This is a genomic window from Anaerotignum faecicola (assembly GCF_003865035.1).
Classification (GTDB): Bacteria; Bacillota; Clostridia; order Lachnospirales; family Anaerotignaceae; genus Anaerotignum_A; species Anaerotignum_A faecicola.
The window spans coordinates 194982-210166 of the sequence record NZ_BHVZ01000002.1; the positions used below are offsets into that span (position 1 = coordinate 194982).

Below are 15185 nucleotides of genomic sequence, written 5' to 3' on the forward strand. Positions count from 1 at the left end.
AAATCAAAACGAAAGAAGGGAGCAACCCATGCAGAAAAAAGACATTTTGGAATTAAAGCGCCGCTTCAAAAAAGATGCCTGCACCTTTACGAAATTGCGCGGCTGTTATGTGGACAACCAAAAAAATATTCTCTTACATATCGACGAAACCTTTCTCAATCTGGAGGAGGATGAATTTTATAAATATCTGGAAATTGCAAAAAAGGCTCTTTCCGGCACAATCGGCAACAACCTTTTAGAGCTTTCCTTCCGCAGGGATGAAGCAGGAGAAGAAGCGCAGAAGTTCTTCCTTGCCCTGCGCGACAGTGCTTTGAAGCAGGATGGGCTGTTGGATTTGCTTTATGAGCGCATCATTCGCGAATATGATTTTGCAGGGAATTATCTGATTCTCCTGTTCCATGATGCTTATGATGTTATCACGAAAACAACCGACAACAATAAGCTGGACGAATCCGAAGAGGTTTATGAATATGTCCTCTGCGCCATCTGCCCTGTCGAGCTGACAAAGGCAGGCTTAGGCTATCATAAGGATAAAAACATCATCGCGCCTCGTATTCGTGATTGGGTGGTTTCCGTCCCCGAAACAGGGTTTCTCTTTCCTGCCTTTTCCGACCGCAGCAGTGATGTAAATGCCATGGGCTATTATGTGAAGGATGCCAAAAAGGCGCAGCCTGCGTTCATGCAGGAGGTTTTGGGCTGTGAAGCAAAGCGCACCGCCGCCGAGGAAAAAAAGACCTTCCATGGCATTTTAAAGGATGTTATTTCCGAGGAGGTGGAGGATGCGAAAACCGTCATTCTGGATATTCAGCAGGATTTGAATGATATGGTGGAGGAACACAAAAATGTGTTTGAAAACGAGCCTGTTCTCCTAACACCGCCTGCCATTCGGGAGGCTATGGCAGAAAAAGGTCTTTCCGAGGAAGTCATTTCCAAGGTGGAGGAAATTTGTGAGGAAGCCTTCGGCGATACCCCTCCCCTTGCGGAAAATCTGATTGACAGCAAGGCATTGCAAACGCACGCTGCCGCGAAAAAAGCGAATGTGCTGGCATTAGAGGTAGAAAGCCTGAAGCAAAAATTGGAGGAAAAGGAAGCCCTCCCTGAAAAAGAGGTCATTTTGCAGGTTTCTGCGGAAAAGCTGCCTGCCATCCAGACGGAATTTATCAATGGTAAAAAGTGCATTGTCATCCCCTTAGAAGAAGATGAACATGCCACCATCAACGGCAAGCATTGGGACAATGCGCCCTTTTAAAGGCTATGTATGGGATAAGGTAAATTTGCCTTATCCCCTTTTTTATGCCTTTGCCGTATAGGGTGCCAGCTCCAATCGAATGAAAAAGCCCCTGTCATGCTGACAAACAGGACATTCCTGCGGTGCCTCCTTCCCTTCAAAAATAAAGCCGCAATTTAAGCACATCCATTTACATTCCACAGAATTGATGAATAATTTATTTTCCTCCAATAAATCTGCAAGCTGTCCGAAACGGTCTCCATGTGTTTTTTCAATGCCTGCAATCTGATGAAAGGATGCTGCCACCTGCGGAAAGCCCTCCTCCAGCGCCTTATCCCCAAACGCCTGATACACCGGGTCAAATTCTTCATATTCGTTATGCTCTGCCGCACGCAAAAGCTCCGAAACGGATTCATAAATATCCACGGGATAGCCGCCGTCAATGTGAACCGTTTCCCCCGAAAGCTCCTTCAAATGCTGATAAAAAACCGCCGCATGCGCCTCCTCCTGCTTGGCAGTAAACCTGAATACAAATTCCACCACCTGCATTTTCTGTTCTTTCGCCTGCGCCGCAGCAAAGATATAACGGTTTCTCGCCTGACTTTCCCCTGCAAAGGCACGCATAAGGTTTTTCTTTGTTTCGCTCTGTTTAAAATCCATAGCTTTCCCTCTCCTTCTTTTTCTTTAGTATGGACGAAGATGAAGCAGCTATACCCTTCTTTTTTCACATTAAAAAAAGTCCCCATAAAAGGTGCGCCCGAATAAGAAGTCTTACATTCTGAAATGCTGAAAGCTACAGCTATTGCATTTTCTTCATGCTTTCTTATCGGAACACCCCTAATAGGGACTTTTCAAAATTTTTCCGTTAAACAATGATATAGATTACCGCAATCGTCAGACCCAGACCAATCAGCAGAATACTCTGCGCGAAGCCTTCGCGGTATACCTGATGGTCATTTTCATAATCCGTATAAGCAGAGAAATATTTATCCTCCGGCGGAACAATGCGTCCATTATCATTATTGAAGATAAAGATACGCAGCAATGCAATGATATCATCCATCAGATTTCCTGCGATACGGGCGAAGAAGCCACCCACATAAGGCAGAACGGTCAGCAGAATCGGGCGATATACCTTATCCTCCAGATTGCACCATGCAGGCCAGCGATCCACATAAACCAGATTGCCGTTTGCATCCTTCTGCATCAGCACCTTGCGGATGAACAGGAAATACACCACAATGCCCACACAGATGGAAATCACCGCACCCTTGAGGTTTACCCATGCGAAATAATGCACGGCATGCGCAGGGGTATGTGCATTCATGAAATGTGCGCCCATTGCCGCCAGAGCATCCTGTGTCTGGTGAGGGAAGATACCCAGAATCGGCAGGCAAATTGCAATCGCGCCCAGAATGACCGCCATCGGCTTGCTGATGTAAGGTGCGTTTTTGACAGGCTTCGGTGTGCCGTAGGGGTTATCCTCAAGGAAGATACATACGAAAATCTTCGTCATATAGGCCAGTGTCAGCCCACCGGAGAACAGGAACAGAATTTCCGCGCCCTTCATAAACGCGATGGACTGCCCTGCTTCCTTCAGCACCTCGATATATTCCACCATGCTCTCGTGAATCAGCGTTTTGGAGATATAACCGTTCCACAGAGGGATACCGCCGATACCCAGAATCGGCATCAGGAAAATCAGCTTCAGCAGCGGCTTATCCTTACCGTAGCCACGAATCTTATTCAGATTTAATTCTCTCAGGTTCATGAAAATCACACCTGCACCAAGGAACAGCAGCAGCTTGAACAGAGAGTGATTCAGGAAGTGCAGCAGTGTGCCGCTTGCCGCCAAGGCGTTATGCTCGCCCAGAAGTCCCTGCATCCCGATGGCGATGATGATAAAGCCAATCTGGGACATGGAGGAGCAAGCCAATGTGCGTTTCAGATTGACGGAGAATACCGCCAGAACCGCGCCAAGCACCATTGTGATAATGCCCAGAATCAGAATAAACTGCCCCCAAGCCGCATCATGCAGGAAAAGCTTGCAGCTGACGATAATCGTACCGAATACGCCTGTTTTTGTCAGCAGACAGCTGAGCAGCGCACTGGAGGGTGCCGGTGCAACGGTATACGCATTCGGCAGCCAGATATGCAGCGGAAACAGCCCTGCCTTCGCCGCAAAGCCAAACAGAATCAATACGCCGATGGCATAGAACTCCGCAGGGTTTTCCCTGCTCTGCATAAACGCGGTCAGCTCTGCCATGTTCAGCGTGCCTGCCTTCTGATACATCATAAACAGACCCATCAGTGTCACCAGACCGCCAATCACCGCTACCGCAAGGTAGGTCTTTGCGGAGCGAACCGTGAAGTCCTCCTCATCGTGCATAACCAGCACAAAAGAGGTAAAGGACATAATTTCAAAAAAGATAAAGGTGGTAAACAAATCAGCGGAAAGGAAAATCCCCATCGTTGCGCCCAATGTCAGGAACACAAAGAAATAATACCGATTTCTGTTCCGTTCAGCCGCCATGTATTCCTTGGAAAAGATGGTTGTAATCAGCCAGATTGCGCCCGTCAGCACGGCAAGAATCACGCCGAAGCCATCCGCCGCAAAGCTCAGCCCCAAGCCGCAGAAGCCGCGCAGGCTATAAACCGTTTCCTTCCCGATGAGCGTCAGACTCGCAATGAAAATCACCGCGGATAAAATCCAGCACCAGATATCCCTTGCGCCCTTATTGCTGCGCCCAATGATGTAGCTGATTACCGCACCCAGAAAAGGAAAGAACACCAGAAACGGTAAAATTATACTTGTTGTCATAGTTTCCATGCTTTCTCCTCTCCTTTACAGTATGCCCATAATCGCATCATTCATAATGCCCAGCAGTGTCGCAGGCATCAGACCCATCAGAATCGAAACAGCTGCCAGAACAATCAAAGGCACTGTCATATATTTATTCGGATCGGATACATGATCGTAATAGCCTGCAGGGTATTCCTTCTCCCGCGGGAAATATGCCCGAATGATGATGGAGAAGATATACAATGCCGTCAGCAGTGCAGACAAAATCAGCGCAACCACGCCGATATAGGTAACCGGGTTGCCGCTTGCGGTTGCCGCAGTTGCCAATGCCCATTTGCTGTGGAAGCCTGCAAAGGGCGGCACGCCAACCAGACCAATCCCCGTAATTGCCATTGTTGCAAAGGTAATCGGCATCAGCTTGCCGAAGCCCTCCACCTCGTAGAGATATTCTCTGTGGGTTTTATATAAAATCGCACCGGCAGTAAAGAACAGTGTAATTTTGATTACCGCATGATAAATCATGTGTAGCATCCCTGCCGCAAGCCCTATCGGTGTCATAATGGCAACGCCAAAAATGATATAGGACAGATTGGAGATGGTAGAATATGCAAATCTTCTTTTGATATGCGGTGTCCGCAGTGCAACGGTCGAGCCGAACACAATCGTAATCGAAGCTGCAATCAGCATCACATACTGCGCCCATGTGCCAATCAGAAATTCCGTACCGAAGGCGTAATACGTCAGACGGATGATGGCAAACACACCGGATTTTACGACTGCCACGGCATGCAGCAGAGCCGTAACGGGTGTGGGGGCAACGGATGCCTTCGGCAGCCAGCGATAAAACGGGAATACCGCCGCTTTTACACCAAAGCCGAAGAACGCCAGCACAAATACCAACCGCAGCATCTGTTCATTGCCTGCAATCAAATCGGGATTCAGCACACCACCGTAAACAAAATCTGTCGTTGTGCCGTAGAACAGCACAAACACGAACCCGATAAACGCCAGAGATGCACCGAACATCATATAAAGGACGTAGGTTTTCCCGGCGTGGCGCGCCTTATTATCGAACTGGTGCATAACGATAGGCAACGTCACCAATGTCAGAAATTCGTAGAACAGATACATCGTTAAGAAGTTATCCGCAAAGGCAATCCCGATAACTACGCCGAATGTCATGGTAAAGAAGGAGAAGAAACGGTCTTCATGTCCTTCATGTGTCATGTATTCAAAGGCATAAATCGTTGTGGGAATCCAAAGCAGAGATACCATCGTACCGAAAATCTTGGATAAGCCATCCACATGCAGTGCCAGAGACAATCTGTTGCTGAAGCGGAAAATTGTAATCGCGCCGCTGTCCGCAAAGAAGATGGCATACAATGCAAAAATCGCATTCAGCACAATAATCGGCAGAACCACCCTCTGGCGCGCCTTTCTGTCACTAAATTTTACCGGCAGCAGGCAGGCACCTGCAATGATCGGAAAGATCACCGGTAACAATATCGCAAATGCGTTCATAATGTTTCCTCCCTTTCCCTTAGAAAATCATTCCGCTGATACTGCGGATTGCCTGCATCAAAGGCGCAGGCATCATGCCAAAGCCGACTACAGCAATACTCAGCAGCACCAGAGGTACCGTCATTAAATAATTCGGCTCCTTCTTCTGCAAGGATGCGTAATCAAAATCCTTGCCGGGGAAGAACCCATTCACTACAATACTCATCAAATAGCCTGCCGTCAGCAGTGCGCTGACCATCAGCACCGCTACGCCAACCAGACCAAGCATCCCCGCCTGTGGCAGCAAGCCGCCCTGTGCCAGATACCATTTGCTCACAAAGCCGCTTGTGGGCGGAATCCCTATCAGCGAAAGTGCCGCAAGCGCAAATGTCCACATCACAATCGGCATTTCCTTGCCAATGCCCTTCAGCTCGGAAACGTAGGTCTTATGCGTCTTATAGATAATCGCACCTGCACAAAGGAAGAGGATATTCTTTGCAACCGCATGGAATACCACCTGCAGCAGCGCGCCCATAAATCCGGCAGGGCACATCAGCATCAGCCCGAACACAACATACGATACGTTTGAAACCGTGGAATACGCCAGCCGCTTTTTCAGCAGCTTTTCCTTATATGCCAGCATGGAGCCCATGAAAATCGTCACAATGGAAAGCACAAGCAAAGCCGTCTGCGCCCAAGTGCCGCGCAGAAAATCCACGCCAAACAGATAATATGTCACACGAATGATAGCAATGATACCGCCCTTCGTAATGATACCGGAAAGCACCGCGGATGCAGGAGAAGGTGCAACGGGGTGCGCCGTCGGCAGCCAAGCATGCAGGGGGAACATACCCGCCTTACAGCCAAAGCCAAGCGCCATCAGGAAGAACACAACCAGAAGCAGGTTTTCATGCCCTGCCACCATTGCCATATCCAGTGTGCCGCCGGGCATAAAAATGGTTGTTCTGCAATAGGTGTTCAGGAAGAAGAACCCCATCAGCCCTAAGCCTGCGCCGAAGAAGGAATACCCCAGATATTTCAAGCCCGCACGCGTTGCCTCAGGTGTACCCGTATGGATAACCAGTGGTGCTGTCAGAATTGTCATAAATTCATAGGACAGATACATCGTCATCATATTTTCGGAGAAGCAAAGACTCATCAATGCCGCCAGAGAAAACGTATAAAACATGAAGAACCGCGCCGGCTTATGCTCATGCTTCATATATTCCATGGAAAACACTGCCGCAATCAGCCAGATGGTACTGATGAGGCAGGCAAAGAATCTTGCCAATCCGTCCGTTTTGTAAACAAGTGCCAATCGGTCAGATATCCGCCAGAGCACGAAGGTTTGCATCTCTCCGCTGCAAAGATACCAGACCAGAGCCGCTTCCACAGCCATTGCAATAAATACCAAGATATTGCGCTGCTTTTCCTCCTTTTGGAAACCAATGATGAGACCAAAAATGAAGGGTAAAATCATCGGGAGCAGCAAAAGTACAGATCCGTTCATTTCTTTCACCTCATTCTCTCATCATAATGCAACCTGAATCAGCTCGATACCCATTTTCATGATTTCGATAATGGGACGATAGCCGATACCCAGCGCCAAATTGACTACAATAAACAGTACCATCGCCATTGCAAACAGCGGAGAGTTCTGCACTCTGACTGTTTTTTCCTTTGTCTCAGGGCGAGACCAGATTGCAATAACAGAGGGCAGGAAATACATCGCATTCAGAATCATGGAAATAGCCAGTGCCGCAAGAACCGGAACCAGACGTGTCCCCGTCATTTCCAATGCAGCCTCCGCAAAGTACAGCTTGGAGATGAACCCTGCAAACAGCGGCACACCAATCATGGACATAGCCCCAACGATGAAGGCAATCCCTGCCAGAGGGTTGCGGTAAGCCGCCCCCTTGAGGTTTTCCAGCTGCTCCTTGCCGCCGGCCTCCTCAATAAAGGTACCACAGCAAAGGAAAAGCATAGATTTTGTAACGGCGTGTGCCAGAACATGGAAGCAGGCTGCAAGCATCCCCGCCTCTGAGCCTAAGCCAATCCCCATAAAGATGTAGCCAATCTGTGCCACAGAGGAGTATGCCAGCATACGCTTCAGCCGGCTTTCCCGTACGGCATAGAAGGAGCCCATAATCATGCCCAGAACGCCCAGAACGAACAGAACGTCCGCAATTCTCAATTTAACCAGTGTTTCAATGGTAAATACTTCAAATACCAGCTTGATTGCCAGAATGATATATGCCTTCAGCACCAGACCGGACAAAATCCCGTTCGAGGTTGTCATCGTAGAGCCGTAAGCCGTAGGCAGTGCAGAATGGAACGGGAACAGACCGCTCTTGATGCCCAGACCCATAAACATCAGGCTGACTACAATCATCAGCGGGAAATGATACTGCCCTGTTTCCATCAGCATGGCAATCGTTTCCTTCATCTGCGGGAATAAGAGATGCCCTGTGATGCCATAAAGAATGCAAACACCCAGCAGAAACAGACCGGAGCCCATACAGCCGAACACCAGATAATGCGTTGTGCCGACAATCGCCTGCTTTGTCCCTCTTGCCAGAATCAGCGTGCAGGAGGCAATCGTCAGAATCTCAATGAAAACGTAGCCTGTAAACATATCGTTTGTATATGTCATTGCCAGCATTGCGCCATAGGTTGCATTCAGCATAATAAAGTAAAATTTTTGTTTTTCCGGAACAATTTCCTCAAAAATCTGCCTACTGCCTGCCGTGATGGTTAAAAACATAACCACACTGACCATAACCGCCAGCAACGCCTCCAGAGGCCCGATGCGCAATTCATTGCCCCAGGGTGCAGGAAAATGCCCCATCATAAAGGTATACGCTTCCTGATTTTTCACCACGCTCACCAGAAGCACAACAGAAAGCATGCCGACAAGCCCCACCATAAAGCCATGCAGATGGCGTGCCGCACGTCCGCTTTTGAGCAGAGGCGTAATGATGCCGCAGAACATCGCAAAAAAAACGCTGAAGAAAGGTATATTATGTACGAGATTTACATGATGTTCCATATTATTCCCCTTCCTCCTCTCTCATCATTCTCAGGATTTCATCCATATCCAACGAGCCGTAATGCTTATACAGCCGCAGAACCAGAGCAAGAGAGAACGCTGTTACAGATACCGATACAACAATACCCGTCAGAACCAGACCGGCAGGAATGGGGTTGATATAATAATCCGCATCAATAATGCCGTTTGTCAAAATCGGGGCAGTTCTGCCTGCCACATAGCCCTTCGCCGCCAGAAAAAGATAGGTAGCCGTATCCATAATATTCAGACCAATAAACTTTTTAATCAGATTTCTTTGCAGAAGCAGATTCATGAATCCAATGCCAAAAAGAATAACAGAAGCTGCTTCATAATAATTTGTCAACAGTTGACTCATAATCAGACTTCTCCTTTTGTAAATAACGCATAGAACCCATACATCGTACATGCAACAACCAGACCGACACAGATATTCAACGGCAAGATAAAGCCGGAGCTTAAAATTGCACCGGGTGTGCCCTTCGGTACCTCCCAGCCGACATGGTTTGCCCCTGTAAAGAAGGAATAGCTCTTACAGCCGCAATAGGTCAGCAGGCATGCCGCCGTTGTCACAGTCAGTGTTTTAATCGTAAAGAAGGTCTGCATCTTCTTATGTCCGAATGCCACGGAATACAGAATCAGACCTGCGCCGATGATAGACCCACCGGAAAAGCCGCCGCCGGGAGAAAGATGTCCGTTTAAAACAACATAGATTCCATACAGGATAACCACAGGAGCAAGGCATTTCGCACCCTTTTTCAGAATCAGCTTGGAATCCTCTGCATCCAGCATTTCGTCCTCCTGCATTTCCTGATCCTCTGCCGCATCAATGTTCTTTTTATCTCTTTGCAGCAGCATCAGCACCGCGATAACCGCCATAAACAGTACGTTGGATTCGCCAAAGGTATCAAAGGCACGGTAATCCAGAATCATGCCTGCAACAAAGTTGATTGCGCCTGTTTCCGCAATCCCTTTTTCCAAGTAGCGCGCCGCAACCTCGTTGTTGGTGATGCTGTTCGGGTCGCCAAACATCGGCAGCTCCATAACTACATGCAGCATAACTGTAATGAATACCACCGTAACGAAAACGGAAAGCACACAATACAGGGTTACATTGGAACGAATGTCTCCAATCGGGAAAAATCTTTCTTCATGAATAAACTCTTTTTTTTCTTTTTTGGAGATAATTTTATCTGCATCGAGAAGCACCTCGTCCCCGTCAATCCAGCGTTTCAATTTCTCCCAAAATGATTTTTCTTCTTTCATCTCATCACCCCTCCCTTGTGCCTTTCAGTGCGTGAACCTTCTTCAGCGTCAGGAAGAATAGTACCGTATCAATCCCTGCGCCAACAGCCGCCTCTGTAATAGCCAGGTCGGGAGATTCCAGAAAAAGCCACACAATTGCCATAACGGAGCTATACCCCATGAAAACGATAACCGCCATAAAAAGCTTTCTTGTTACAGAAACGCCGATGGCACTGGCAATGAGAAAAATAACCAAAATCATCTGAATGGTAACGCTAAAATCGCTCATCTGTCCTTCATCCTTTCTTCACAGTCTTTGTTTGTCAGAAGCTCTACCTTCGCAATCAGGTGTGTCGAAATGGGACTGGATAGCCAGAAAAACAGAATGATAAGGGCATATTTTGCCATGTGGAAAATATCCTGCCCTAAAATCAGAAGACCTAATACAACAAAGAAAATTCCCATGGTATCCCCTAAGGCTGCTGCGTGCATACGGTTCATCGCATATTTAAAGCGATAAATCCCCAGAATCGAACAAAGGAACACAAACAGCCCTATAAAAATGCAGATTGCTGCAATGATTTCTCTTATTGACATTTTTCCTCTGCCTCCTTTTCCTTTCTTGCCAGAAACAGCAGACGACCCTTATGATGCAGGGTAACGACGTGACACATCACCACTACCGCCAAGAAGCTCAGCAAGGAATAAACCAGAGAAACGTCCACCAGAGAGGTTTCACCCAGATAAGCGGAAAGAATCCCAATCATCACCGTCGTCATGGTACCAATCATGTTAATCGCCACAATACGATCCGTAAAACGAGGCCCTCTGACTGCACGGATAAACGCCAGAATCATGCCGCACGCCAGAACGAACATAGCGATTTCCAGTATAAAATGCATTGTATCGCTCATACGCTCATCCCTCCAACCTTCTCAACTGCTTTACAAAAACGGAATCCTCCAGACCCTCGCCGAATTTTTCCCGATCCAGTGCCTGCACAACATATTCTCCGTTTTCCAATTCCACCGTATAGGTGCCGGGGGTCAGTGTGATGGAGTTCGCCAGAGCAACCAAGGAGGCTTCACTTTTCAAATCCGTATGAAACCTTACAAGTGCAGGCTGAATCTCTGCTTTTTTCGGCGAAAAAATAATCTTGATGACATCCACATTCGCCTTGAAAATTTCCCAGAGCAAAACAAAGGCATATTTCAGATAAAGAGGAATGTTTTTCACAAGAACCTTCTCTCTCTGAAAGCTGTAGCCCATGTACTTGCAAATAAACCAATAAAGCCAGCCGCAGATCACTATCCCAAACAGGGCAACTTCCAACGTTACTCTGCCATTAAAAATAAACCACAGCAGTAACAATAATAAATACATTGAACCATCCTTCCCTCAAAAGCATTTACTTCCCTTCTGTTTCCATGAAAATGCCGTTTCCTTCTGCCGAAAAAGCCGAAATTCCTCCGGCTTTTGTTGAAAATTCAAGCTGAAACTGACATCTGCATTTACTCCAATACAATATATTATCAATGATTATCAAAAAATTGTCAAGACTGTTAGTGGTATCTGACGATATATTTTTTACCATTTTCTTAACATCCCCGTTTTTATTGTATATTTTGCATATTCTACCGCTCAATTTCACAGATAAGTCATACATTTTAGCAAAATTTTCAGCGTATTCTGTATTTGTGCAAAAGGGAAAAAGTTTTGGCTTCTTCGGTTTTATGGGCATTTCCTACCTTTTCCGTCTTCTCAGACAACTTTATTTTCACAAACAAAAGGCGTATCCCCTCCGAACCGTCTAGTTCAGAAAGAATACGCCTTTGAAGCCTTTCATAAGCAAATATTTTTAATTTATGGAACGAAATCGTTCAGACTGCCTTATGCCGCTTTCTTCTTTGTGAAGATTGCACGAACGGGCAAGCCAATCAGTACCAGAATGATACCGCCTACAGCAACCTTTCTTGCATCAGGACCTGCCATGAACAGCTGGTTCAGCAGAACATACAGACCGGAAATGATTGCGATGATAGGAATTACAGGGTATGCAGGTACCTTGTAAGTACGTTTCAGATCGGGAGCCTGTTTTCTGTAAGCCATAACTGCTGCAAATGTCAGTGTATAGAATACCCAGCCTACGAATGTACCAAGGTTTGTCAGCAGGTCGAACTGACCTGTCAGTGCATAAATTGCACCCAGAATACCAATCAGGAAAATGCAGTTGATGGGAACGCCTGTGCCGGAGATTTTGGACAGAGCCTTGCTGCCGGGCAGGTCACCCTGTTCTGCCATGTACAGTGCTGTACGGGAACCGGACAGGATAAAGCCGTTGCATGCGCCGCCGGCGGAAATCATAATACCAACGGATACGATTTTACCACCCATGTTGCCGAAGATCTGCATTGCTACTGCGGATGCAGGGGATTCCAGATTCATCATTACATCAGCAGGCAGTACCCACAGGTAAGCCAGGTTGATGATAATATAAACTGCCATAATCAGTGCTACGCCGCCAACAATCGCCTTAGGCAAATCTCTGCCGGGATCTTTCATTTCGCCCGCGATTGCACCTACGTTTGTCCAGCCTTCGTATGCGAACAGAACTGCAATCATCAGCTGCCCCAGAACGGAGCCGAATTTCAGCCCCTCACCCAGCATAGGGTCGAAGATGGGATTGCCGTTGCCTCTGATGAAGCCGAAAATCATAATCAGAACCAGAGGAATCAGCTTTGCTACGGTAAAGATCGTCTGTGCTGCACCGCCAACCTTAGCGCCCATGCAGTTCAGCGCAACCATGATGATGATACATACGATTGCCACAGGAACAACCATGCCGTCGCCCAGGAACAGCTTTGCCTGGTTTGCAACCGCTACTGCCAGTGCCGCAACCAGACCGGGATAGAATACAACAGTCTGCATCCAGCCGCAGAGATAACCAACCCTGTCACCGAATACCTTTTTCAGATATACGGGCATACCGCCTGTTTCGGGAATCAAGATTGCGATTTCGGCAAATGTCATTGCCGCACACAGGCAAACCAGAGAGGTTACCACCCATGCGATGATTGCCAGACCGGGCGCACCGCCTGTTGCTGTGTAGATTGCTGTGGGTTTGAAGAATACACCGGAACCGATTACGCAGCCGACTACTGTAGCCATAGCAGCGCCCATGCCGAGCTCCTTCTTCATTTCGTTGTTGTTGTTACTCATTTCTTCCTTCCTCCTTTTTAGGGTATGCGCTGAAACCATCGGTGCTTCTGTAACGCAGGCAATAAATAATACTGATAAAATAATTCCGTTTTTGCCTGCACAGAAATGCTTCCGTCAGTTTTCCAGCAAGTGAAGCACGTTCCGAAGCATCACACAAAAGCTTCTCTGCGGCAACCGGCTCTTGGGGAAAAACGGCTCTTTTTTCTCCCGTCCGCAGCAGAATTTCATTTGTTTTTGTAAAAAATGAATGAAATAAATTCACTTCTTCCTTCGGCTATATGCTCTTTGTGAGTAGATTATATCGCTCAAAGAAATTGTTGTCAATACATTTCAATGAATTTTTTTATCGCCCTTGCAAAATTGTTTATTATAACGTACGAAAATCATAAGAATATTTGTTTTTCAGTCTTTTTGACGGTTTATATGCGAAATATTCGTATCATTTTCTACCTTTTTCTTCCAAAAAAGCATTACTTTTGTTCAGTCAAATCCCCGTTTTCTCCTTGTTTCCCTTCTATTTCCTGTCCTCTTGTCATATAAGTAAAAGAACCCCCTTCGGAGGCTTTGCCATGAGCAGAAAAAATATCATCACCGGAACCCTTATCCTGACCTGTGCCAATCTCATCACAAAATGTATGGGTTTTTTCTATCGTGTTTTCATGTCAAACGCCATCGGCGCAGAGGGCATGGGGCTGTATCAGCTGATTCTGCCGCTGTATATGCTTGCATGGAGCATCACCTCTGCCGGCTTCACCACAACCATTTCCCACCTTGCCGCGCAGGAATACATCCGCGGACAGAATGGGAATATCGGGCGCATTGTCAAGCAGGCGGTCTGCCTTTCCCTCTGTGCAAGTGCGGCTGTCAGCTGTGTCCTGTTTTTCGGCGCGGATAGCATCGCCCTTTCTATGCTTAGGGATAGGCGCGCCGCTTTTTCCCTGCGCCTTTTGGCATTGGCTGTGCCGTTTATGGCAGCAAGCTCCTGCTTTCGCGGCTTCTTCCTCGGCATACAGGAAACACTCGTCCCTGCCTTTTCGCAGGTGCTGGAGCAAACCGTCCGTATCCTGACGATTTATTTTCTGGCAGGCATTTTTGTCCCGCGCGGGCTCAGCTATGCCTGCGGTGCCGCCGTCTGCGGCATCCTGTTCGGGGAGCTGCTTTCCTGCGGCTTTACCGTCTGGAATTATTTCCATTATAAAAGGAAACATAAATTCATACGCAAGCCCACGCTGTCCTCTCCTGCCGTCCTTGCCATGATTTTAAGCACCGCCCTGCCGCTTTCCGCAAGCCGCATTGCCGGCTCACTCCTTTCCACCGTTGAAAATCTCCTGATTCCCAGACAGCTGCAGCTCCACGGGCAGAATACCGTCCAAGCCCTCTCCACCTACGGTGAGCTGACAGGGATGGCAATGCCCCTTGTCCTTCTGCCCTCCGCCTGCCTGATGGCAGCATCCGTTTCCCTCGTGCCGGAAATTTCCGAGGCCTGCGCCGTCAAGCAGGATACCCGCATCAGCAAAACCGTTTCCGCCACCTTCCTTTTTACCTCTGTCATCGGGTTCGGGGCGGCGGCGCTGTTTGCCGTTTTTCCACACGAAATCTGCTATATCGTCTATGACCGCGCGGCATTGGGGCAGGTGCTGTTTCCGCTTGCCTTCCTCTGTCCCCTGCTCTATGCGCAGACCACCCTTCACGGACTTCTGAATGGCTTGGGAGAGCAGCTTTTCCTTTTCCGCAACAACATTCTTTCCTCCTGCATCAGCATTGCTGTCATCTGGTTCTGCATGCCTGCCTATGGCGTGGCGGCGTTTCTGGGCGGCTGGTTTCTCAGCCTGCTGTTTTCCGTCAGCTGCTCCCTGCACCGCCTCTGGAAGCGCACCGCCGTTCTGCCCTCCTGCCGCAGCTGCTTTTTCAAGCCTCTGCTTGCCGGTGCCGCCGCCGGGCTGATAACAAAATACTGTATCCGCATTTTTGCCCCGTCCAAGCTGCTGTTCCTCGGCTCGCTCTGCGGCATGGGCGTTCTGTATCTCCTGTTTCTTTTTCTGCTCGGCTGTCTGGATAAAAGGATGCTCTCCCTGCTTTTGGGCAAAAAAACAGGCGGTCGGTAAATCCGACCACCTTCTGAT

The 15185-nt window shown here is 47.9% G+C and carries 15 protein-coding genes; 2 read left to right on the forward strand and 13 right to left on the reverse strand.

The window, feature by feature from the left end; all coding sequences use genetic code 11:
* The first annotated feature begins 28 nt into the window (after positions 1-28).
* Positions 29-1249: a DUF4317 domain-containing protein gene (locus EJE48_RS06750; protein WP_016408387.1), complete on the forward strand. Its 1221-nt coding sequence runs from the start codon at positions 29-31 to the stop codon at positions 1247-1249.
* Positions 1250-1291: 42 nt separating this feature from the next.
* On the opposite strand, the gene rbr is transcribed toward EJE48_RS06750, so the two are convergent.
* The 13 genes from rbr to EJE48_RS06815 all read right to left on the reverse strand — a co-directional run bounded on the left by rbr (position 1292) and on the right by EJE48_RS06815 (position 13062).
* Entirely contained in the window at positions 1292-1888 is a 597-nt protein-coding gene (gene rbr / locus EJE48_RS06755; RefSeq protein ID WP_016408386.1) for a rubrerythrin, read from the reverse strand.
* A 205-nt stretch (positions 1889-2093) separates the two neighbouring features.
* A complete protein-coding gene (locus EJE48_RS06760) occupies positions 2094-4058 on the reverse strand; it encodes a complex I subunit 5 family protein (RefSeq protein ID WP_243107980.1) in 1965 nt (654 codons plus the stop codon).
* A gap of 15 nt (positions 4059-4073) precedes the next feature.
* Complete coding sequence (locus EJE48_RS06765) at positions 4074-5552, reverse strand: complex I subunit 5 family protein (RefSeq protein WP_016408384.1); 1479 nt, start codon at positions 5550-5552, stop codon at positions 4074-4076.
* A 19-nt stretch (positions 5553-5571) separates the two neighbouring features.
* Positions 5572-7041, reverse strand: a complete 1470-nt coding sequence (locus EJE48_RS06770; RefSeq protein WP_016408383.1) for a complex I subunit 5 family protein — start codon at positions 7039-7041, stop codon at positions 5572-5574.
* Between the two features lie 21 nt (positions 7042-7062).
* The gene (locus tag EJE48_RS06775; protein WP_118579470.1) at positions 7063-8580 is read right to left on the reverse strand and encodes a complex I subunit 5 family protein; all 1518 of its coding nucleotides are present in this window, start codon (positions 8578-8580) and stop codon (positions 7063-7065) included.
* A gap of 1 nt (position 8581) precedes the next feature.
* Positions 8582-8956, reverse strand: coding sequence for a sodium:proton antiporter (locus EJE48_RS06780; protein WP_016408381.1), 375 nt, complete (start codon positions 8954-8956; stop codon positions 8582-8584).
* 2 nt (positions 8957-8958) lie between these two features.
* On the reverse strand, positions 8959-9864 hold the full coding sequence (gene mbhE, locus EJE48_RS06785; RefSeq protein WP_118579473.1) for a hydrogen gas-evolving membrane-bound hydrogenase subunit E: 906 nt from the start codon (positions 9862-9864) through the stop codon (positions 8959-8961).
* Between the two features lie 4 nt (positions 9865-9868).
* A complete protein-coding gene (locus tag EJE48_RS06790) occupies positions 9869-10132 on the reverse strand; it encodes a hydrogenase subunit MbhD domain-containing protein (protein WP_016408379.1) in 264 nt (87 codons plus the stop codon).
* Positions 10129-10440: a cation:proton antiporter gene (locus EJE48_RS06795; RefSeq protein WP_016408378.1), complete on the reverse strand. Its 312-nt coding sequence runs from the start codon at positions 10438-10440 to the stop codon at positions 10129-10131. Before EJE48_RS06795 ends, EJE48_RS06790 begins: the two co-directional genes overlap by 4 nt.
* Positions 10431-10757 carry a monovalent cation/H+ antiporter complex subunit F gene (locus EJE48_RS06800; RefSeq protein ID WP_016408377.1) on the reverse strand — a complete coding sequence of 109 codons (327 nt, stop codon included), beginning with the start codon at positions 10755-10757 and terminating at the stop codon, positions 10431-10433. Before EJE48_RS06800 ends, EJE48_RS06795 begins: the two co-directional genes overlap by 10 nt.
* A gap of 4 nt (positions 10758-10761) precedes the next feature.
* The gene (locus tag EJE48_RS06805; protein WP_118579476.1) at positions 10762-11226 is read right to left on the reverse strand and encodes a Na+/H+ antiporter subunit E; all 465 of its coding nucleotides are present in this window, start codon (positions 11224-11226) and stop codon (positions 10762-10764) included.
* 25 nt (positions 11227-11251) lie between these two features.
* Positions 11252-11584 (reverse strand): hypothetical protein, encoded by a 333-nt coding sequence (locus EJE48_RS06810; RefSeq protein WP_118579479.1) that lies wholly within the window; start codon positions 11582-11584, stop codon positions 11252-11254.
* Between the two features lie 149 nt (positions 11585-11733).
* The gene (locus EJE48_RS06815) at positions 11734-13062 is read right to left on the reverse strand and encodes an APC family permease (protein WP_118579482.1); all 1329 of its coding nucleotides are present in this window, start codon (positions 13060-13062) and stop codon (positions 11734-11736) included.
* A gap of 569 nt (positions 13063-13631) precedes the next feature.
* On the opposite strand from EJE48_RS06815, the gene EJE48_RS06820 reads away from it, so the two are divergent.
* Positions 13632-15167, forward strand: a complete 1536-nt coding sequence (locus tag EJE48_RS06820; RefSeq protein ID WP_016408374.1) for a putative polysaccharide biosynthesis protein — start codon at positions 13632-13634, stop codon at positions 15165-15167.
* Positions 15168-15185: the final 18 nt, after the last annotated feature.

What these genes read in the sequence shown, in the direction of transcription:
- rbr (WP_016408386.1), bottom strand. Translation starts at nt 1,888, where the DNA reads ATGGATTTTAAACAGAGCGAAACAAAGAAAAACCTTATGCGTGCCTTT.
- EJE48_RS06750 (WP_016408387.1), top strand. Translation starts at nt 29, where the DNA reads ATGCAGAAAAAAGACATTTTGGAATTAAAGCGCCGCTTCAAAAAAGAT.
- EJE48_RS06815 (WP_118579482.1), bottom strand. Translation starts at nt 13,062, where the DNA reads ATGAGTAACAACAACAACGAAATGAAGAAGGAGCTCGGCATGGGCGCT.
- EJE48_RS06775 (WP_118579470.1), bottom strand. Translation starts at nt 8,580, where the DNA reads ATGGAACATCATGTAAATCTCGTACATAATATACCTTTCTTCAGCGTT.
- EJE48_RS06765 (WP_016408384.1), bottom strand. Translation starts at nt 5,552, where the DNA reads ATGAACGCATTTGCGATATTGTTACCGGTGATCTTTCCGATCATTGCA.
- EJE48_RS06810 (WP_118579479.1), bottom strand. Translation starts at nt 11,584, where the DNA reads ATGCCCATAAAACCGAAGAAGCCAAAACTTTTTCCCTTTTGCACAAAT.
- EJE48_RS06805 (WP_118579476.1), bottom strand. Translation starts at nt 11,226, where the DNA reads ATGTATTTATTATTGTTACTGCTGTGGTTTATTTTTAATGGCAGAGTA.
- mbhE (WP_118579473.1), bottom strand. Translation starts at nt 9,864, where the DNA reads ATGAAAGAAGAAAAATCATTTTGGGAGAAATTGAAACGCTGGATTGAC.
- EJE48_RS06760 (WP_243107980.1), bottom strand. Translation starts at nt 4,058, where the DNA reads ATGGAAACTATGACAACAAGTATAATTTTACCGTTTCTGGTGTTCTTT.
- EJE48_RS06790 (WP_016408379.1), bottom strand. Translation starts at nt 10,132, where the DNA reads ATGAGCGATTTTAGCGTTACCATTCAGATGATTTTGGTTATTTTTCTC.
- EJE48_RS06795 (WP_016408378.1), bottom strand. Translation starts at nt 10,440, where the DNA reads ATGTCAATAAGAGAAATCATTGCAGCAATCTGCATTTTTATAGGGCTG.
- EJE48_RS06770 (WP_016408383.1), bottom strand. Translation starts at nt 7,041, where the DNA reads ATGAACGGATCTGTACTTTTGCTGCTCCCGATGATTTTACCCTTCATT.
- EJE48_RS06780 (WP_016408381.1), bottom strand. Translation starts at nt 8,956, where the DNA reads ATGAGTCAACTGTTGACAAATTATTATGAAGCAGCTTCTGTTATTCTT.
- EJE48_RS06820 (WP_016408374.1), top strand. Translation starts at nt 13,632, where the DNA reads ATGAGCAGAAAAAATATCATCACCGGAACCCTTATCCTGACCTGTGCC.
- EJE48_RS06800 (WP_016408377.1), bottom strand. Translation starts at nt 10,757, where the DNA reads ATGAGCGATACAATGCATTTTATACTGGAAATCGCTATGTTCGTTCTG.